This window comes from Leyella stercorea, from assembly GCF_019052365.1.
Taxonomy (GTDB): Bacteria; Bacteroidota; Bacteroidia; order Bacteroidales; family Bacteroidaceae; genus Prevotella.
Genome location: NZ_JAHQUY010000065.1, coordinates 1 through 17,120 on the forward strand (window position 1 = coordinate 1; position 17,120 = coordinate 17,120).

Sequence of the window (17,120 nt, forward strand, 5' to 3'; positions counted from 1 at the left end):
TGTATTTCAATTAATTCAAAGAGCGATTAGTCCACTTTAACGGGACAGTAGTGTTCTCATTTATTTTTTGTTTATACTTTACACCGCTGGCGCGTGATGCGTCGGCGGTTTTTTATTTGTATTAAACTTTTGTTGAAAATAATTGGCGTTTTTCTTGTGCAATCAACAAAAGTTTATTACCTTTGCATTGTGATAAAAAACTTATCGCCTATGAAGAAATTAAAAAAATCGAAGGAACTTAAGAACAAAGAAAACGATTTGCTTTTCTATCTTGAGTATTGGAAAAAGTTCCCCAATACTTTTAAAAAGATAGCACAGAAAGAAATCGAACAACTTGAAGATGACATCAAGAATGACTGAAAAGACTCCTCTCCCTTAAATGGGAGGGGGAGTTTTTAAAAATAGTTCAAACAAAATATATTATGACAGATTTTAAGAATAAGATTAAGGCTCTTGCTGAGCGCAATCGCTTGGCAACGACCGATGAGGAGCGTGCAGCGGTAGCGGCAGAGATGGACGCTTTAAAAAATGAGAACGAGCAGGCTTTCACCGAAGCTCTGGAGTCTCTCATCAAGGACACAGCAGAAGACGTGCAGGTGCAGCGCATGGCTGAGCGTCTTGGCGAGATTACCGACATGGTGTCTATGGCGTACATAGCCAAAACCTACTTCAAGAAGTCGCGCTCATGGCTTGCCCACAAGCTCAACGGCAACATCGTTAACGGCAAACCGTCTCAGTTTACAGAAGAAGAACTAAAGACCTTACGCTTTGCCCTCAACGATATGTCTAACAAACTGAACTATATGAGCATTGCTTTATAGCGAAAGTTTTATGCACACCAGCCTCGGAGCCTCACGGCTTCGGGGCTTTTTTGTTGGCAATTGCCAACCTCGCACCGTCTCGCCTTACCGCTGATGAGCGTCCTCGATGTGGTGCTGTCTTTCACGATGGGCGCTAAATCCACAAGCCAAAATCACATACTCGGCACAACCTTCTGCATATTCCGCTAAAGGCGAGGGCGGCAATTGCCAACTCGGCGCAGGGCGGTGTAGTGCTGCATAGACAGAAAGTCTTGCACTCTGCAAAATCGTAATGCTTAACTCGTTGATTTTTAAGCATTACGATTTTGCAGGTATGGAAAAGGTACGCGAAAACGCGCTCATTTCTCTATTCTGGGCTTCTTTTTATTGCGGAAAAGAAGCAAAAACGCTTGCGAAAACAAGTTTTCGAGTGGTATTCTCTGGTAGAGAATGCTATTTCTTACATCTTGCGCTGTTCCGTTCGAGAGCATTTTAGAAGATTATTGTACATCGGGTAGAGTGTCGTTTTTACTTCGCGAATTTACGGCGGACGGCTGCCACCCAAGCACCGATGCTCTAAAGTGACGGAAATTTTACAGCAGCCTTCCGACTTTTCTTCCTACGGCTTCCTTAAAAAACTCGGTTTTCCATAAAATTTCAATCCCTTTTGCTTGTCCTCTCGCCTTGCTTCCACCGTCTTTTTGCGGCGTAAAAAGCGAAATTCGACCCGACGTGAATAAAAAAAAACTCTCAAACGGGCTACAGATGAGATGTGTAAAAAGCTCTCTTCTCGCCTCTGAGAATAAATTTAAGGAGGACAAAAAATGAAAACAGCCACTTTCTACAGCTATTTGCCCAAGCGTTACACCGCCAACGACGCACATACCGAGCGCGTAAGACGTTTTATTTATTCGTTCAAGCGTGGCGACCGCCATGCGGTAGACTTCGCCATCAACATCGTAAGCGAGTGCCTTAATAAATGGTACGGCGCAAGCAATCAAGACTATGTGCTCGTGTGTATTCCTGCGGCTACAAGTGCCAAGTATAACCGCCGCTTTAAGCGTTTCGCTGAGGAGGTAAGCAAGCGCACCGGCATACAGAACGGCACGGCACACGTGAATATCTTCGGCATACGCGAAGCGAAGCACAACAACGCCGCGCACATCGTCAGCGAGTCGTATGGCTACCACGTGAGCACCGACCCCGACTTCTTCGCAGGCAAGAACGTGATACTCTTCGACGACCTCATTACTACAGAAGCCACGGCGGAGGAGTTCGCCGAAGAACTCGCAGCTGTAGATGCTAACGTCATCGGCGGCTTGTTCCTCGCACGCACCAAACTTATTCGCAATTTATAACCATTAAAGCTAAACAATATGAACAATTTTTCAGAACTCGTTCGCGAAGAACGCCCCGACTACAAAGTATATAATAGCGGTTTCGACTCGCTCAACAGCGTTGAACTCATAAGCCTAATAATAGGGCAAGGCAAAAGCACGCACGCAGCCATGCAGCAGGCTCGCCAGATAGTGAACATTTGCGGCGGCAGTCTTCGCGACATCGCCACCCGACGCGCCGAAGAGCTACAAGTAGTGCAGGGCGTAGACCCCAAGAAAGCAATGACACTACAAGCAGCGTTCGAACTCGCTAAGCGCATCGAGCGCGAAGCAGCAGCCGACCGCCCGAGCTTCAGAACCGCCGAAGACGTTTGGCGATACTTCCGCCCGATAGTGGGCACGGCAGACCACGAAGAGGCGCACGTGCTGCTCATGAACAATAATTTCAAGCTGATTAAAGCCGTGAAACTATCAAGCGGCGGACTCACCGAGACAGCCGTAGACGTGCGCGTCATATTGCGCGAGGCTCTCGTCAACAACGCCACCACGCTCACCCTGATACACAACCACCCCAGCGGCAACCCATGCCCGAGCCGCGACGACGACCGCATCACGGCGACGCTAAAGCAGGCGTGCTCTACAATGCGGCTCTATCTTATAGACCACGTCGTCGTGACGGATAGCACATACTACAGCTATTCGGAGGAGGGCAAGCTATAGACCGCATCGCACCGACCTCACGCATCGAGGTCGGTGTGGTCGCAACCATTTCGTTGAGCTCAACAAAATGGTTGCTTCTCTTCCCACCCACCGCCCTTCCGCCCGCCGCAAAAACGCCTGCAGCATTTTTGCGGCGGGTCCCAAAGAGGTAAAAAGCCGTCGTCGGAGGCTTTTTGTTGTCTTTTTAAGTTCAGATCTGTCTGCGTATCTTTGCTGCAGGTTTTTAATTAGGGGATACTAATGTTGTTTAGTTTTAATTGATTCAGTTATTTTTTCACGTTTATCCTTGCCGCTGGCGCGTGACGCGTCGGCGGCATTTTACATTTCGTAGTAAAATAGTTATTGTTTTGTTTGGTTATTCGTAGTAAAATTACTACCTTTGCAGTGTTGAATTATTAAACAAGCGATCTATGAAAAATGTAAAAGTTTCTAAGATTCTGAGAATCTTGACTGACGACGGTTGGTACTTAGACCGTTACAACGGGGACCACAGAGAGTTTAAACATCCTACAAAAAAGGGTGTTGTAACTGTCAACGGCAAGCCTTCAACATCTATCTGCGGATGGCTCCTCAGTAGTATTGAACGGCAATCGGGGCTTAGGTTCTGACAAACTGGGGTGGAGCTGAAGCTCCGCCCCTTCCCCCACACACATTCGAAGCAGACGCTTGTTTTGATATTCGACAAAGAAAGGTGGCGGTCGTGGCTGCCACCTATTTTAAGATTAACATATAAAACAATATATTATGAACGATGTTGTGATTAAAGCTGCCCGTACTGCTGACGGCTACTGTTGTGCTTGCGACTTACTGCCGGGTTGGGTCGTTGCCTACGATGGCGACCTTGAGGGCTTTAAGGAGTATGTCCAGGAGAGTGTTGACTTCTGGCTCGAAGGCAGACGTAAAGACGGTGATGCATACCCGGAGGTGTTTGACGGTGAGTATAGGCTCGTCTACGATTTTGATGTGGCTACGTTGCTCGACTACTATCGTGGCATATTCTCGTTTGCCGCTCTTCAGTCAATAACGGGCATCAACCAGAAGCAGCTCTCACACTATGCGAGCGGCTTGTCGAAGCCGCGCCATCAGCAGGTGGAGAAAATAAAGTCGGGATTGCGCCGACTTGCCAAGGATATTGAAATGGTCACTGTTTAATAAATTCAACACCGCCGCCCGACCAAGCGGCACCATGGCTGCTGCAAGTTTCTAATTCGCAGCATTCATTATATTAAAGAGCTTATTGGAGCCCTCGGTGCGTGACGCATCGAGGGCTTTTTATTTACGCAAATCTGCAAACTATTTATAAAAGTAACAAAAAAGTTAGCTAAAAATTTGGAGATTGATAACTTTTTTGTTAACTTTGCATTGTCTTAATAAAACAAGACAAATAGTTCTTTCAAATCATGAAACATTCAGAATTAATTAGAGCTTTGATAAAAGCAGGATGCTTTATCAAGCGGCATGGTGCCTCGCATGATGTTTGGGTTAATCCTAAAACCGGAGACTTTACAACAGTTCCAAGGCACGGAAGCAGGGAAATCAAAACAAAGACAGCAAAGTCTATTTTTGAAGCCCTCTCTATTTACTAAAAAGGATGGCTGCCCGGCAAGTTCTGGGCGGCTTCCTTATCTGAATGGGTAACGGGTGAAAGAACTTATTTTGTAGACAAAATGAGTTAAATATATACAATATGAAAGTTATAGCCAATGTAGAAAGAGCACCAGGCGAGAAGAATTATTCTTGCTTGTTGACGGTAAAACCCATAAATGGCACAGTTCTCGGCTGTGGCTCTTCAGCAAAAGCAGCCATTGAGGATATGCTTAGAGGGTGGAATGAAACTACAGAATACCTGAGAGAGGAAGGCGAAGAGGTTCCTACACTCGAGATTGAGTATCGATTTGATGTCGGCTCACTTTTCAGCTACTACGACTTTGTTAACATTGCAGGAGTAGCTCGAGAGATTGGTCTTAATCCTTCCGTCATTCGCCAATATGTCATTGGCACGCGCAAGCCAAGCGTAGAGCGCAAGAAGCAAATTATCACAGGGCTCAAGAGTCTTGCCGACAAGATGCAACAAGCAGTTTTATATTGATTTTGTTTCATGATACATGAAAATAAAATACATGAAAAGAACTATTTGGGAGCCCTCGGTGCGTGACGCATCGAGGGCTTTTGTAAAAATAATTAAGTTATGAAGTACACAGATAAAGAAGAAAATCAGCAGACAACAGTGCGTCAGGAACTCAATGACGTGTACGAGGACATTAATTGGGCTTATCTCGCACAGAACTATTTCGGAAAATCCCGCAGCTGGCTTTATCATAAGTTCAGCGGACGCAACAACGGCAAGCCCGACGACTTCAGCGACATCGATCGCGAGCGTCTCAAGGGTGCGCTTGTGGATATAGCAAACCGTCTGAGAATGACGGCTGACAAGTTGTAATAACTTATTATTTTGACACCAGCCTCGGAGCTTCGGTTCCGGGGCTTTTAAATTTATAAAATATTATGGGCTTATTAGATCACAAGCGTAAAATGTATATACCTACAGATAGTATATATGATATTGTTTATCCTATGTCTGACGATGAGAAGCTAAAACATTATAAGGATTTTATGAAGCGTAGGCGCAAGGAACACCGTCGCAGAGTTTGGCAAAGGATAAAATGGCTGTTGGTAGTGACTGCTGGCGCCATTGCCACGATTGCCAGTCTATTTGATATTTTCGACCATATTACTACAGGCTTTAACCTGCTGCCGTAGCTTGTGCTCTGTGTATGTGGATGTGATGGCGCAGAATGCCATTGTTACGGCTATTGCTGTCACGACCGTGGTCCATACGTTGTGCGAGTGCTCAAGTTGTCTTACTCTGCGCTGCAGGTCTCTGATGTATTGTTCTGTCTCCATATAATAATGTCTTTGATGCAAAAATACTGTTTTTCCCCCAATCCTCAAACTTTTTTCAAAAAAATCCTCGCAAATTCCTTGCACGTTCAGATTTTTATCTCTACCTTTGCCATCGCTACGATATCCATGCGGAGCACTCCGCATGAACAAAGGGCGAGACGATATGTTCAAGCCCAACCAACTTTTTCTAAACGTTGTGGGCTTATTTTTTTGCCCATAATCTGCCGCATCGATACGAGGGTATTTCGCCCTTTGTTCATGCGGAGCACTCCGCATGATGTGGAGATGCCAGAGACAGAATACGGCGGTTCGCCTTCCACGTGTTTTTTAGCCCTTTGTGGCGGAGAGCATGGATGTTGTAGCAGACGAGGAAGTGCGAGCCGCTTTTTTCGTACCCCTACGTCAACCCGCGCCGGAGCGGTTCTCCGGTAATAAGGCTACAACATCCTATATTATGCAAACATCTGCATCTATCCAGCGCACAGCTCAACTGCGCCCGTTTAGCATCAGCACCGCCTCCGTTAAGGCGTGGCTCAACGGAAAGAGCAAGTTTTACACCACAATCTGCGAGTTCGAGGTGACACGCCGCGAGGTTCTGCGCGTCCACGCTGCGCTTCTGTCTCTCGGCTCAGGTGACGTCAGCGCAGAGAGCAGCATCCTCACCGCCCTCTGCTGTGTAGTCCTCTCGGGCTACAACGTCTACAAGTTAAACCAGGAGGAGAAAGGAGGCGAAGCATGATAACAATAGATTGTAATCCCGTACGAGTATTGCTCGACAAGGATAACTTAGCGCACAAGATAGTTCTGCTCCGCGACACCACTGACCGCCTGCTCGAGGAGACGGCGGAGATTAGCGACACGGCAGAGCTGGGCGAGGTGGTCGACCTTATGCGCAACCTTAACGAGCTGCGCCGACAGCTAAACGAAGTTTTTAAAGCACAATAAGCAGAAAGGAGAATGTTATGGAGACAACAAACAGAACAGATAGAGACGAGAACGAAGTACGCCGCGCTGAAGCTATCATTACCGTTATGGATGCTTACCTTGCTTCGCGATCACCGGAGCCTGGCAAATCTCAGCTTGGCGAGGAGTACACGGCGGAGTATAAGACAACGGAGGAGATAGCCGACGAGCTGCACAGCATCATGCCAATACACCCAATGGATATAGTGCTATACCTACAGGGCGAAGGCTACGAACTGAAGACCGCTGAGGACGGTACGCTACGGTGGGAGCTCTGGCGCGATATGCACTACATGCTATAAAATAGAGCCATAAGATAAAAACATTTTTTTACATTTTTCGCTTGCGGCGCATTCTATGTGAATAGGGTGCGCCGTTTTTGTATTCTTACGTGTCGCGAGCTTGTTATATCTTTGCCGTTGCAAACCAATAACAAGCATTTATGATCACTCTTCTTCAGTCGCTACCCGCAACATGTTTCTCGTCGTGCATCCCCGACGTGATATATTCGTTCACTCCCTCCAGTGGCGACATCGACGACGCCAGCCGAATAGGCACCACCGTCACCATTACCATCGACGGCAAGGAGATATTCTCAGAACGTTTCTTCCCAGTCGACGGCAAGATAACACTCGCAGAGCTCGACCGCCTGCTCACTCCGTATGCTCGCCAGAACTTGAGCATCAACCTCACCATCAAGATCGAAGAAGATGACGACGTTCGTGAAGATGATGGCGGTACTGCCACCATCTCGTCAAAGATCATATACTGCGAGGCAGATATCAACACTCCTGCTACCGACTTTATCAACACACATTTTCTAACGATGTTAGATGGCGAGAAGCAGACTGCTCTGAACCGCTTGGAGTACCTACACTACATCGGCACGGACAGTGCCTCTGTCGTCGCCGACTATGACGATGGCACTACAAAGGAGTTCTCGCTTTCACCAGTTGGTGGCAATAGTCGCTATACTACGATTGATGTCACTCCGAGCAAGTTCGTTAGCGATACTGATAGTTGTTTATTAGGTTTTGGGGTCCAGGCTGGGCAGCGCAAGTTCCGGTTCTCTATCGATTTAGACGAACCTGACTGCGCTCCCATTCTGGTTTTCGAGAACTCTTTCGGTTGCGACGAGCTGCTCTACTGCACGGGTACACACACCGTGGCACCTACCTATAAGCGTAGCCAGGGCTACATCGGCAAGTATAACCGCAACTACGAGATAGCCGAGACACGCACCTTCAAGGCTGACACGGGCTTCCTCACGTTCGCAATGGCGAATTGGGCTGACGAGCTCTTCCGATCTAAGAGCATACATGTGGTGAACTTCAAGGACGGACACCCAAATGTAGGCAAAGAGGTCATTGTCACCGACTCAAAGTCGGAGTACAACAACAACGACGAGTCGATGCCACGATTCACCTTCAGCTACCAGTATGCTCAGCGCAACCACAACGTGTTCGACACGCTGCGCTCCGGACGCATCTTTGACAATACCTTCGACAATACCTTTGAATGATGGGCGCCATACACTTTGCTGACATGCTGCGCCTGCTCGATCAGGCTTATCAGCACCGCTCACTCGTCGACATCCATGCGTGGGAGGGTGGCACCGGCGAGATGCTGCACTACAAGGGGTGGCTGGTGCACCACGTCAACTGGCGAGGTGGCTATGTGCGCCTGCGCAACCCTCGCAACCGTGCCATACGTGCATTGCCACAGATTTTTATTATACAAATCAATAACAAACGTGTTTACTTATGACCAATAGCAACACTCTTCTGCCAACATCGGCGCAGCCTGATGCCGAAGGCTTCCGCCGCTATCGCATAGCTCCGTCGGGCATAGGCTCTGCAGGGCAGAGCAACTCCGTGACTTCCGAGTATGGCTCCGACTCGAACACCATCTTCGACGATGATCGATTGCCTGGCAGTAATCTCGTGCGCCCCATCACCGTCGGCGGCAAGCAGTATAAGTACGTGCAGTGGGGCTACGACGACCAGCTGCCTTATCGTCTACGCCACGAGATAATGTCCAATATGATTACGGCGCAGTGCCAGCAGTTCAATATCGTGTCATGCTATGGTCAGGGCGTGCGCTTCGTCGACCGCAAGACAAAGCAAGATGTCTCAGATCCTGACATACTGCAGTTCTGCCTACGCAACTCACTCCAGGAGGTATTCCTTGAGCAGGCTACGGATATGAAGTTCTACTCGTTCTCGGTGACGGTGGTCATCCTCTCGCGCGACGGCGAGCGTATCGTGACGGTGCGCAACAAGGATGCCTCCTACTGTCGCTTCGAAGCTGCATCGAGCACCCATAGTGGCAAGCCGGAGCACGTGTTCTATGGCGACTGGCGCTTGGGCTTCCTCGACGAGTCGAAGATAGAGGCAATTCCTCTACTCGACTACTGGGACCCATTAGGCGACCTCCTGGTGCGCATGGGTGCCGAACCCGACCCACAGACGGGTCTGCGACGCAAGCCTACAAAAGACCGCAAATTCGCCATCGTGAGCCGTATGGCAACGCCGGGCACGCAGACATACCCAGTGCCTTACTACTCGTCGATATTCCGCGACACGTGGTTCGACATCTATCGTCTGATAGGCATCGGCAAACGCTACATGATAAAGAACACGTCGGCTCCAAGGGTGCAGATTGAGGTGCACGACGACTACTGGGATAACGTGTGCGACAACGAGATGATCTCTGACGAGCAGAAGCGCCGAGAGCGCAAGGAGCAGGAGAAACAGAACATCATCGACTTCGTGACGGGCATCGAGAACGCCGGCAAGGCGATGATCAGCGGCTACTACGTAGACCCCAACGGCAAGGAGAACCGCATGGTGCGCATCGTACCGCTCAACGATGCCTCGAAGAAGGAGGGCGGCAACTGGAGCGACGATATGTCGGAGGCCTCGAACGCTCTTTGCTTCGCCTTCGGCATTCACCCGAACCTGGTGGGCGCTACGCCCGGCAAGAGCCAGATGAACAACTCGGGCTCCGACAAGCGCGAACTCTTCACGCTGAAGCAGGCTATCGAGAAGCCTTGCCACGACGTGATGTGCAAGCCTTACCACGTGATTCTGCACTACAACGGCTGGCATGATCGTGCGACGGTGGATGTGCCGATGATCGTACTGACGACGCTTGACGAGAAGCGCGACGCGAAGAAAGTGACGGGCAATAGTAACAACGAAAAGGAGTAGGTATATATGATAACGATATTCAAAGAAGATTTTGAACGCTCGCTTCCCGTGGGCGCTTCGGCGAACGAGGAGGTGTTTGCCGCTGTTTATCCGGCTATAGAGGCAGGGCTTAACAATTACTATGACATGCTGCTCGGCGACCCTGGTGCTCAGCGAGTTGAGTCGACCGACGAGAGCGAACCGTTAAAGTACTACTTTAAGATGTTGGTGTGCGTAGATGCCTTCCTCTCGGTGTTCAGACAGCTCGACCTCGTGCTCACTTCTACAGGCTTCGGCATAGTGTCGAACGACACTATATCGCCGGCTTCGAAGCAGCGTGTTGATGCCCTTGAGGCCCAGCTGCGCACTGCACAGTGCCGTGCGCGTGCTATGGTGGTACAGCAGCTGCGCTCTGAGGAGTGGGGTGTGACAGAGCAGGCGCAGAACTTCGTGCGCCACATATACACGGAGCACTACTTCTTCTTTGCACAAGGCATCCCAAGCCGATCGTACAAGGACTGGGAGGCTATGCAACGTGCTATCAGCGAGGCAGAGGAGCAGCTGCGCGTGCGCTTCTCCGACGAGCAGATAGACGCTGTGCTGAAGGCTTATCGATGCAAAGACAAAAAGGACATGGCAGAGTACGGAGGCTTCGTTCAGCTGGCGCGCGACTTTGTTGACCTCTGGGCTGCCGACGGTGACGGAGCACTGCACTCCGCTCTCTTCCGACGCATGGAGCGTCTCGTTGAGGGCAGTCCGGAGACATTCTGCATTTACCCCACTACTACGGCGTACAGCTCGGCACACATGCTGACGTTCAGCAACAAAAAAGAATCTTCTGCATTTCTCTTCAATGGATAAAATAGAACTCACATGCCCCAAGTCGTGGAGCGAGCTGACACAAGAGCAGCTACGCTACACCTTCTTTCTGCTTTCCACCTTCGCCGACAAGGTGATGGTGAAGACATATATGTTCGTGCGCTTCACTGGTATCAACGTCATCAAGAAGAACCGCTTCGGATGGCAGTGTGTCTACCAGCCCGAGGGTGAGAAGCGCAAACGAGTGTTCTATCTGCAGCTATGGCAGATACGCTCGTTCCTGGAGCAGCTCGCTTGGGTGGACAGCATAGAGCAAATGGATAATAGGTTGGATGTTGTCCAGGGGCTCGAAGCTGTCCATCCATTGCTGCAGGAGGACACCGAGCACCATCGCATCATAACCTTCGAGGAGTACCTCTGCATGGAGAAGTACTACCAACGCTTTCACTCTACTGGCAATGATGACGCTATCGATGTGCTCGCCTCTTTCCTCTACCGCAATCCCGACTTCTCGCGACCAGCAGAACTGACACTGACACCTGCGGAGCGCCTTGCCACGCTCGCATGGTTTGCGCACGTGAAGGTCGTCATGTCGCACGCCTTCCCACACTTCTTCCGCAGAACGGAGAGCGACGACGACATATCCGAGCTATCGATGCTGCAGTCGTTCAATGTGCAGCTGCGTGCTCTCACCGACGGCGACGTGACAAAGGAGACACTTGTAAAGCAGACAGACTGCTGGCGTGCTCTTACTGAGCTCGAAGCAAAAGCGCGTGAGGCAGAGGAGTTCAAACGCAAATATCCTAAGCTAACAAGTTAATACACGTGATATATGAAAGACTTATTTCCGGCTCTCGACTACTTCACTCAACTCGCGAAGAGCAACCGTCTCGCTACCGAGCACGACTTCCACCCATGCCTTTGCTCTGGTCCCGACTCGATACAAGGTGTTATGGACTCGTTCCGCAAGCACAAGAACTTCATCATGGTCGACGACACCACATCGCAGCAGACCTTCAGCAACGGTGTGGGCTATTTCCGACGCGATGTCTACACCGTCTTCATCGTAGCTCACTACCGCTACGACGACATGGCGGAGCGCGAGCAGAAGTTGAACCTCTGCCGCCAGTTGTTCCGACAGTTTCATTCCCGACTGCTGCACGATCGCGACGGACTCGGCGACGAGCGTCTGACATACTTGCAGCTGAACAACATCTACTCTACTGAGCTCGGTCGCTACGCCATGAATGGCGTGACGGGACTCTACTTCATGGTGCAGAACGAACAACCTATAGACATTAGCTATGAGCAGTCAGACTGGACTTAAACCGAACATGACCGACGCCGAGCACCAGAAGTGGCTTGAGGGTTGGAGCGAGTTTATGGTTAAGATGTGGCGCGAGCGTATGATGCAGTTCGCGCCACCAGTTTACGATACCGGTGCTTTGTCGCGCTCCGTGCAGGGTGTCATACATCCAGGCCCGGTGACATCGATAGAGCACCGTTTTTTGGAGTATGGCATCTATGTGGCGCGTGGTGTCGGCAACGGCTACCGCCATAACAACGGTGGCGACCTGACATTCCTGAAGGACTGGAAGTCGAACCCACACCACCGACAGAAACGCGACTGGTTCTCAAAGAAGTACATGTACTCGCTACACCGTCTCAACGAGTTCGAGGCTGCTTACTACGGCACTACATACAATGGTCTCGTGTCATCATTCCTACGTCAGCTCTTCACTGGTGGGTCAAGCACCATCGACCGCGCGGTAGCGCAGCTGTAGTGTTCGTTTCTCGTTTTTTTATTCTCGCCTCCATCGCCTTATCTTTGTATCATAAAAATAACATCAGAGTAATATGTCAACAAATAACGATAGCCTACGCAAAGACTTGGAGCAGATACGCGATGAGCGTGCTACTCATGCTAACACCGCACAACGCATCGGCAATGCGCTGCTGGGGCTGTTGCAGGTTGTTGAGCAGAAGCTGGACCTAAGCCGTTTCCTGCGACGTGACATTGACGACAAGGCAGAGGGGCATATACGCTTCTTGCGCGGACTATCTGTAGGTTCTGGTACACACGGCATGGCTCAAGATGGATCAGCAATACTGAGCAAGCTCACATCGATGCTTTACAGCACCGAATCGCAGTCGGGCTTCGGCTTGGTAGACCGCGGCGACGGCAAGTATCGCCTTGACATCACTGACCTTATGGTGTGGGGTAAAGCCATTTTTAACGAGCTGGAGGTGCGCAAGCTCTCATACGTTGGTGGCAATATCTACCTCAGTGGTGCTGGTAGCAAGATTGTGGCTGTGCAAGCTATCTATGACCTTCAACGCAACCTCACCGGGTGGAAGTGTTTCTTACTCGCAGACGACGGCACAACGGCTACGCAGAACTATTGGAAGATTGGCGACCAAGCACGCTGCCAGACTTTCGACATTAAGCCTGGTGTGTACGAGGGCAAACAGAACCACCTCTACTGGCGCATTGTAACAGAGGTGAGCACTGAGGCTGAAGTGGTGACTAATGGTATGGGGGATGTGCTCTATGATGGCAAGTTGTTTAATTGGATAGTGCTCGCCAAAGGTAACTGCGCGGAGGGTAGCGATGAGCCAACTGCAGGAGATACCATTGTGCTTGACGGCTGCCAAGACCCTGCAAAGATGGATCGTCAAGGGGTGCTTATGTTAGAGACTACTGGACCTGACACGCCACGCATCGTTGCTTACAAGGGTGTCAATAGCTACACGCATGATGGCAGAGAGGTGTTCTGTCTGTCGCCGAATGGCTCGCGCATAACATCTACGTCGTTCGAGTGGATATCGTCATCTGGCCAGACTATACACATGGTGAACTACCGCGGCGAATGGCAGCGTGGCATTACTTACGACTATTACGACCAGGTAAACCACAACAACGCTGTGTGGCTCTGCACTAACGAGAACGGTACTGCAGCTGAGCCGGTGAACGGCTCGGCGGACTGGCTGAAGCAAATCGAAGGTGAGAAGGGCGAGAAGGGAGATCCTGGCGAGGATGGCTTGGCGTACCAAATAGTGATAACGAGTAGTTCGGGCACGGTGATGATTAACGGCACCGGGCAGTTGACTCTCGAAGCTAAGCTGTTACGCAACGGCGAGGACATAAGCGACACCATAAGCAATAGCGCGTGGTCGTGGCGAAGACAATCGGCAGATACGGTAGATGATACAACGTGGAATACTCTGCATGAGGGTATCGGTAGAGTCTGCGTTGTAAGTAGTGATGATGTCGTAAGGCAGGCGCAGTTTGAATGTGAGGTTTTAATTTAGATTTCATTTTTAACTATTTATATAGATATTATTAATTTAAACAAACAAGAAATTATGGCAAAAGTATTAGCGAATGGTCAAATCACGATCGTTGACCTTAACGACGGCAAAGCCGTTCAGTGTTTCACGCAAGCTTCGCAGGGTCAGACTCAGATTTTCACGCCTGATACTGATGTGTACGCTCCGAGTTACACAACGAGTGCACCTAACGTCATCACAGCTCGTGTGTATGTGACGGGTAGCTCGACCGACCAAGCTCCAACAGCGGCTTGTACCAAATGGAAGTGGACTGTAGATGGCGCAGCAGCAACACCAGTGAGCGGCAAGTCGTATCAGCTCAACATCGTCAGCAACATTGCGAAGAATGGCAGCGTGAAGAATATCGAGTGGGCATGTACATATACCGACCCCGAGACTAAAGCTACCACGGAGTGCAGAGGTTATCTGACTATCAGCCTTGCGAAGTCGGGTGGTGCTTTACAGACGGTGCAGATAGAGACTCCTGACGGCAACACCTTCGACTCTACCAACAACTCCAAGCCATTGCGTGCTGTGGCTAAATTCTTCCGCGGCTCTGTGCAAGACACTACAATGACAAGCATGACGTGGGAGGTGCTCAATATTAGTGCTGGCACCTGGGGTGCAGTAGCTGCTGGCAACGTCACTACATCGGGTGGTGTGAGCACGCTGAATGTGAATGCCGACGATGTGCTGAACTTCCAGACATTCCGCTGCACGGTGAAGGATGGTGCTGATACTGCTAACGCCATTGTCACATTCTTCGATGCCAGCGACCCTTATGTCGTAGAGGTTTACTCACTCACTGGCGACAAAATTGTCAATGGTGCTCAGTCTACAGAGCTGTTCGCACGTCTATGGAAGGATGGCAAGGTGGTCGAAGACGGCACCGCTGTTAAGGCTGACAGCACTCACGCCTGCAAATATCAGTACAAGTGGACTAAGTACAACTCGAACGGCGTAGCAACAAACTGGAGCGGCACATCAAGTCCAGTGAATGCTTCTACAAAGCCGTATGTCACGGTGGCGAACGCTGATGTGGCAGTGAGAGGTACATTTACTTGTGAGGTGTCTAAATAGGGCACCTCACCCTATTTCTAAAAACGAAAAGATATGGCAACAATACTTGCACGTGGCTGGATAACCATTGTGGCTGTGAAAGATGGCGACAAGGGCGATAAAGGTGATAAGGGTGACAAAGGTGATAAGGGAACTGCTGGCACTGATGCTTACACTGTTGAGCTTCAAGGTGCACCTATCACCATCTCTACTTCTGATGACGGAGTACCGTCCGGCACAACATCGGGCGGCATCAACACCTATGGCTATGCTACAGTAGTGTGCCGCAAGGGTGGTGCCGTCGTGAGCGCAAGTTCTATTACTATCAAAACGCCTGTTAACTGCACGGCAAGTGTGTCTGGCACATCGGTTCGTATCAACTCCATACGCACATACTACGCCAGTAGCAATACTATGTACTACACCGATGGCTATGTCGATGTGTCGGTGGTGGTGGGTGACAAGACGTTCATCGTGCGCCTAACGTGGCACTTAGACTATACTAAGTACTTCGGTGGACTAAAGGCAGATGCGAAGAAGATGGAGTCGAAGTACACAGAACTGACGAATAAGGTAGACGGTATGCCACTGCAAACAAGCTCTGCACTACAACAATACTCTTCTGAGATCCTGCAGTCGGCACGCGAGATCTCTCTGAAGGTGGGCCGCACTCTTGCCGAGCGACGCAATCTCCTTACAGGCTCTGCTTTCCGCAAACAAGGCTTAGGCCCTGACTTGGTGCGAGCTAAAATATACTGCACATCGTCACACGAAGGAGCTAATGTAGTATTCCTGCCTGAGGCGAAGGTTGCTGGCCCTATATGGCGAAGTGGCGGTATCGGTTTGGGTAATATACATGTCGAGAAGGGCAAGACGTACACCGTATCATTTTGGGCACGAGCTAAGTCTGTTAGTGTGAATTTCTTAGCCGAAGCAACATGGAAAGGTTCAGCCACAGACAAAACTGACCCTGCGGGTTATGCAGGCCCAAATGGTAGAGCTAATTTAGGTGTTGATGCCGTCACTCCGAGTGAGGGCTGGCATTTATATCAGCGCACATTCACCGTTGCAAAGGATGCCCCTTACGAGTGGATTTCTGTAAGTTGCTTTAAAACTGATTCCTCCACCGCAAACTCACAGGCGTATATCGCCCACCCTATACTCATAGAGGGCACGGCGGAGGACTTTGTAGGTTGGAGTGCTTCGCCCTATGATTACAACTACATCGGTGGCAATCTTCTCGACAATACGCGCACGTTCGCCAAAGCCGGCAATCTGATGCGCTTGGATGCCTCGGTAGTCACTAACGAGTCGTACAACAACGGATGCTCGGTAATATATGCCAACGCTGCTTCCAAATACATTGAGATGGCGCAGTGGAACGTTAGCTCTATCATCAAGAAAGGTGAGGACTATATGTTCTCGTTTATGGCAAAAGGTAGTGGCAGCATCGACGCATTCATGTGGAGTGGATCTAATCTAAGCATATTCGCCGAGGACAGCGAGCGCGATACAACAACGAGCAACGCCGACGGCGGACGTCGCTTCTATCTCACAAGCGAGTGGAAGCGCTATTGGGTACATTGGCGTTCGGATGGCACTGGCATACCTAATTATGTCCTCATCCGTTGTATACAAGGCGGAAAGGCGTGGGTGACGATGCCGAAGTTGGAGGTGGGTGCAACGCCTACCGACTGGATAGAGTCTACAAACGGATATGTCGAGGACAGTGGCATTGTAGCCAAGCTGCTGCGCACTGGCTTAGACCTCGAGAACGGCAAGATAACGGCAACGGCGGATAAGTTCGAGATACGCAACAACAGCGGCGAGGTGACGGCGAGCGTGAACGAGAATGGACAGCTGGATGTCAATGAAGGTCTGTTTAAGGGATTTGTGTGTAAGAAGCTAACAAGAATAACATCGGCAAACTTACATAAATACAACCCGTTGGCGGAATTAATTTAAGTTGATAAATATGAGTAAAAAGTTGCACATAT

At 50.0% G+C, this 17,120-nt stretch carries 23 protein-coding genes; 22 read left to right on the forward strand and 1 reads right to left on the reverse strand.

Features of this window, described 5'->3' with window-relative positions:
• The first annotated feature begins 210 nt into the window (after positions 1-210).
• From KTQ90_RS10415 to KTQ90_RS10455, 9 genes are all read left to right on the forward strand, one after another.
• Positions 211-360 carry a hypothetical protein gene (locus tag KTQ90_RS10415; protein ID WP_217318368.1) on the forward strand — a complete coding sequence of 50 codons (150 nt, stop codon included), beginning with the start codon at positions 211-213 and terminating at the stop codon, positions 358-360.
• A 62-nt stretch (positions 361-422) separates the two neighbouring features.
• Positions 423-821: a DUF5053 domain-containing protein gene (locus tag KTQ90_RS10420; protein ID WP_217318369.1), complete on the forward strand. Its 399-nt coding sequence runs from the start codon at positions 423-425 to the stop codon at positions 819-821.
• Positions 822-1,624: 803 nt separating this feature from the next.
• Complete coding sequence (locus KTQ90_RS10425; protein WP_217318370.1) at positions 1,625-2,158, forward strand: ribonucleotide-diphosphate reductase subunit alpha; 534 nt, start codon at positions 1,625-1,627, stop codon at positions 2,156-2,158.
• Between the two features lie 18 nt (positions 2,159-2,176).
• Positions 2,177-2,857, forward strand: coding sequence for a RadC family protein (gene radC / locus KTQ90_RS10430; protein ID WP_217318371.1), 681 nt, complete (start codon positions 2,177-2,179; stop codon positions 2,855-2,857).
• Between the two features lie 410 nt (positions 2,858-3,267).
• Positions 3,268-3,465 carry a type II toxin-antitoxin system HicA family toxin gene (locus KTQ90_RS10435; RefSeq protein ID WP_217318372.1) on the forward strand — a complete coding sequence of 66 codons (198 nt, stop codon included), beginning with the start codon at positions 3,268-3,270 and terminating at the stop codon, positions 3,463-3,465.
• A gap of 136 nt (positions 3,466-3,601) precedes the next feature.
• Positions 3,602-4,009 (forward strand): hypothetical protein, encoded by a 408-nt coding sequence (locus KTQ90_RS10440; RefSeq protein ID WP_217318373.1) that lies wholly within the window; start codon positions 3,602-3,604, stop codon positions 4,007-4,009.
• A 248-nt stretch (positions 4,010-4,257) separates the two neighbouring features.
• Positions 4,258-4,443, forward strand: a complete 186-nt coding sequence (locus KTQ90_RS10445) for a type II toxin-antitoxin system HicA family toxin (RefSeq protein ID WP_217318374.1) — start codon at positions 4,258-4,260, stop codon at positions 4,441-4,443.
• 101 nt (positions 4,444-4,544) lie between these two features.
• On the forward strand, positions 4,545-4,946 hold the full coding sequence (locus tag KTQ90_RS10450) for a hypothetical protein (protein ID WP_217318375.1): 402 nt from the start codon (positions 4,545-4,547) through the stop codon (positions 4,944-4,946).
• Between the two features lie 99 nt (positions 4,947-5,045).
• Positions 5,046-5,297, forward strand: a complete 252-nt coding sequence (locus tag KTQ90_RS10455) for a DUF5053 domain-containing protein (RefSeq protein WP_217318376.1) — start codon at positions 5,046-5,048, stop codon at positions 5,295-5,297.
• A gap of 269 nt (positions 5,298-5,566) precedes the next feature.
• Here KTQ90_RS10455 and KTQ90_RS10460 read toward each other — a convergent pair whose 3' ends face one another.
• Positions 5,567-5,761 carry a hypothetical protein gene (locus KTQ90_RS10460; RefSeq protein ID WP_217318377.1) on the reverse strand — a complete coding sequence of 65 codons (195 nt, stop codon included), beginning with the start codon at positions 5,759-5,761 and terminating at the stop codon, positions 5,567-5,569.
• Between the two features lie 454 nt (positions 5,762-6,215).
• On the opposite strand from KTQ90_RS10460, the gene KTQ90_RS10465 reads away from it, so the two are divergent.
• The 13 genes from KTQ90_RS10465 to KTQ90_RS10525 all read left to right on the forward strand — a co-directional run bounded on the left by KTQ90_RS10465 (position 6,216) and on the right by KTQ90_RS10525 (position 17,088).
• Positions 6,216-6,500, forward strand: coding sequence for a hypothetical protein (locus KTQ90_RS10465; RefSeq protein ID WP_217318378.1), 285 nt, complete (start codon positions 6,216-6,218; stop codon positions 6,498-6,500).
• Positions 6,497-6,706 (forward strand): hypothetical protein, encoded by a 210-nt coding sequence (locus KTQ90_RS10470; protein ID WP_217318379.1) that lies wholly within the window; start codon positions 6,497-6,499, stop codon positions 6,704-6,706. Before KTQ90_RS10465 ends, KTQ90_RS10470 begins: the two co-directional genes overlap by 4 nt.
• 17 nt (positions 6,707-6,723) lie before the next feature.
• Positions 6,724-7,026, forward strand: coding sequence for a hypothetical protein (locus KTQ90_RS10475; protein ID WP_217318380.1), 303 nt, complete (start codon positions 6,724-6,726; stop codon positions 7,024-7,026).
• Between the two features lie 140 nt (positions 7,027-7,166).
• A complete protein-coding gene (locus tag KTQ90_RS10480) occupies positions 7,167-8,246 on the forward strand; it encodes a hypothetical protein (protein ID WP_217318381.1) in 1,080 nt (359 codons plus the stop codon).
• Complete coding sequence (locus KTQ90_RS10485) at positions 8,246-8,491, forward strand: hypothetical protein (RefSeq protein WP_217318382.1); 246 nt, start codon at positions 8,246-8,248, stop codon at positions 8,489-8,491. Before KTQ90_RS10480 ends, KTQ90_RS10485 begins: the two co-directional genes overlap by 1 nt.
• A complete protein-coding gene (locus tag KTQ90_RS10490; protein ID WP_217318383.1) occupies positions 8,488-9,936 on the forward strand; it encodes a hypothetical protein in 1,449 nt (482 codons plus the stop codon). Before KTQ90_RS10485 ends, KTQ90_RS10490 begins: the two co-directional genes overlap by 4 nt.
• Positions 9,937-9,942: 6 nt before the next feature.
• The gene (locus KTQ90_RS10495) at positions 9,943-10,776 is read left to right on the forward strand and encodes a DUF6712 family protein (RefSeq protein WP_217318384.1); all 834 of its coding nucleotides are present in this window, start codon (positions 9,943-9,945) and stop codon (positions 10,774-10,776) included.
• A complete protein-coding gene (locus KTQ90_RS10500) occupies positions 10,769-11,554 on the forward strand; it encodes a hypothetical protein (protein ID WP_217318385.1) in 786 nt (261 codons plus the stop codon). The genes KTQ90_RS10495 and KTQ90_RS10500 overlap by 8 nt, the downstream gene beginning before the upstream one ends.
• 12 nt (positions 11,555-11,566) lie before the next feature.
• Positions 11,567-12,061 (forward strand): hypothetical protein, encoded by a 495-nt coding sequence (locus tag KTQ90_RS10505; RefSeq protein WP_217318386.1) that lies wholly within the window; start codon positions 11,567-11,569, stop codon positions 12,059-12,061.
• Complete coding sequence (locus KTQ90_RS10510; RefSeq protein ID WP_217318387.1) at positions 12,039-12,518, forward strand: hypothetical protein; 480 nt, start codon at positions 12,039-12,041, stop codon at positions 12,516-12,518. Before KTQ90_RS10505 ends, KTQ90_RS10510 begins: the two co-directional genes overlap by 23 nt.
• Before the next feature lie 73 nt (positions 12,519-12,591).
• On the forward strand, positions 12,592-14,046 hold the full coding sequence (locus tag KTQ90_RS10515; protein ID WP_217318388.1) for a hypothetical protein: 1,455 nt from the start codon (positions 12,592-12,594) through the stop codon (positions 14,044-14,046).
• Positions 14,047-14,100: 54 nt separating this feature from the next.
• Positions 14,101-15,144: a hypothetical protein gene (locus KTQ90_RS10520; RefSeq protein WP_217318389.1), complete on the forward strand. Its 1,044-nt coding sequence runs from the start codon at positions 14,101-14,103 to the stop codon at positions 15,142-15,144.
• Positions 15,145-15,177: 33 nt separating this feature from the next.
• Positions 15,178-17,088, forward strand: a complete 1,911-nt coding sequence (locus tag KTQ90_RS10525; protein ID WP_217318390.1) for a carbohydrate binding domain-containing protein — start codon at positions 15,178-15,180, stop codon at positions 17,086-17,088.
• Positions 17,089-17,120 lie beyond the last annotated feature (32 nt).

Coding starts and splice junctions, on each gene's coding strand:
- KTQ90_RS10435 (WP_217318372.1), top strand. CDS start 3,268: ATGAAAAATGTAAAAGTTTCTAAGATTCTGAGAATCTTGACTGACGAC.
- KTQ90_RS10525 (WP_217318390.1), top strand. CDS start 15,178: ATGGCAACAATACTTGCACGTGGCTGGATAACCATTGTGGCTGTGAAA.
- KTQ90_RS10415 (WP_217318368.1), top strand. CDS start 211: ATGAAGAAATTAAAAAAATCGAAGGAACTTAAGAACAAAGAAAACGAT.
- KTQ90_RS10475 (WP_217318380.1), top strand. CDS start 6,724: ATGGAGACAACAAACAGAACAGATAGAGACGAGAACGAAGTACGCCGC.
- KTQ90_RS10485 (WP_217318382.1), top strand. CDS start 8,246: ATGGGCGCCATACACTTTGCTGACATGCTGCGCCTGCTCGATCAGGCT.
- KTQ90_RS10480 (WP_217318381.1), top strand. CDS start 7,167: ATGATCACTCTTCTTCAGTCGCTACCCGCAACATGTTTCTCGTCGTGC.
- KTQ90_RS10490 (WP_217318383.1), top strand. CDS start 8,488: ATGACCAATAGCAACACTCTTCTGCCAACATCGGCGCAGCCTGATGCC.
- KTQ90_RS10455 (WP_217318376.1), top strand. CDS start 5,046: ATGAAGTACACAGATAAAGAAGAAAATCAGCAGACAACAGTGCGTCAG.
- KTQ90_RS10425 (WP_217318370.1), top strand. CDS start 1,625: ATGAAAACAGCCACTTTCTACAGCTATTTGCCCAAGCGTTACACCGCC.
- radC (WP_217318371.1), top strand. CDS start 2,177: ATGAACAATTTTTCAGAACTCGTTCGCGAAGAACGCCCCGACTACAAA.
- KTQ90_RS10440 (WP_217318373.1), top strand. CDS start 3,602: ATGAACGATGTTGTGATTAAAGCTGCCCGTACTGCTGACGGCTACTGT.
- KTQ90_RS10420 (WP_217318369.1), top strand. CDS start 423: ATGACAGATTTTAAGAATAAGATTAAGGCTCTTGCTGAGCGCAATCGC.
- KTQ90_RS10505 (WP_217318386.1), top strand. CDS start 11,567: ATGAAAGACTTATTTCCGGCTCTCGACTACTTCACTCAACTCGCGAAG.
- KTQ90_RS10495 (WP_217318384.1), top strand. CDS start 9,943: ATGATAACGATATTCAAAGAAGATTTTGAACGCTCGCTTCCCGTGGGC.
- KTQ90_RS10500 (WP_217318385.1), top strand. CDS start 10,769: ATGGATAAAATAGAACTCACATGCCCCAAGTCGTGGAGCGAGCTGACA.
- KTQ90_RS10510 (WP_217318387.1), top strand. CDS start 12,039: ATGAGCAGTCAGACTGGACTTAAACCGAACATGACCGACGCCGAGCAC.
- KTQ90_RS10465 (WP_217318378.1), top strand. CDS start 6,216: ATGCAAACATCTGCATCTATCCAGCGCACAGCTCAACTGCGCCCGTTT.
- KTQ90_RS10470 (WP_217318379.1), top strand. CDS start 6,497: ATGATAACAATAGATTGTAATCCCGTACGAGTATTGCTCGACAAGGAT.
- KTQ90_RS10445 (WP_217318374.1), top strand. CDS start 4,258: ATGAAACATTCAGAATTAATTAGAGCTTTGATAAAAGCAGGATGCTTT.
- KTQ90_RS10450 (WP_217318375.1), top strand. CDS start 4,545: ATGAAAGTTATAGCCAATGTAGAAAGAGCACCAGGCGAGAAGAATTAT.
- KTQ90_RS10460 (WP_217318377.1), bottom strand. CDS start 5,761: ATGGAGACAGAACAATACATCAGAGACCTGCAGCGCAGAGTAAGACAA.
- KTQ90_RS10520 (WP_217318389.1), top strand. CDS start 14,101: ATGGCAAAAGTATTAGCGAATGGTCAAATCACGATCGTTGACCTTAAC.
- KTQ90_RS10515 (WP_217318388.1), top strand. CDS start 12,592: ATGTCAACAAATAACGATAGCCTACGCAAAGACTTGGAGCAGATACGC.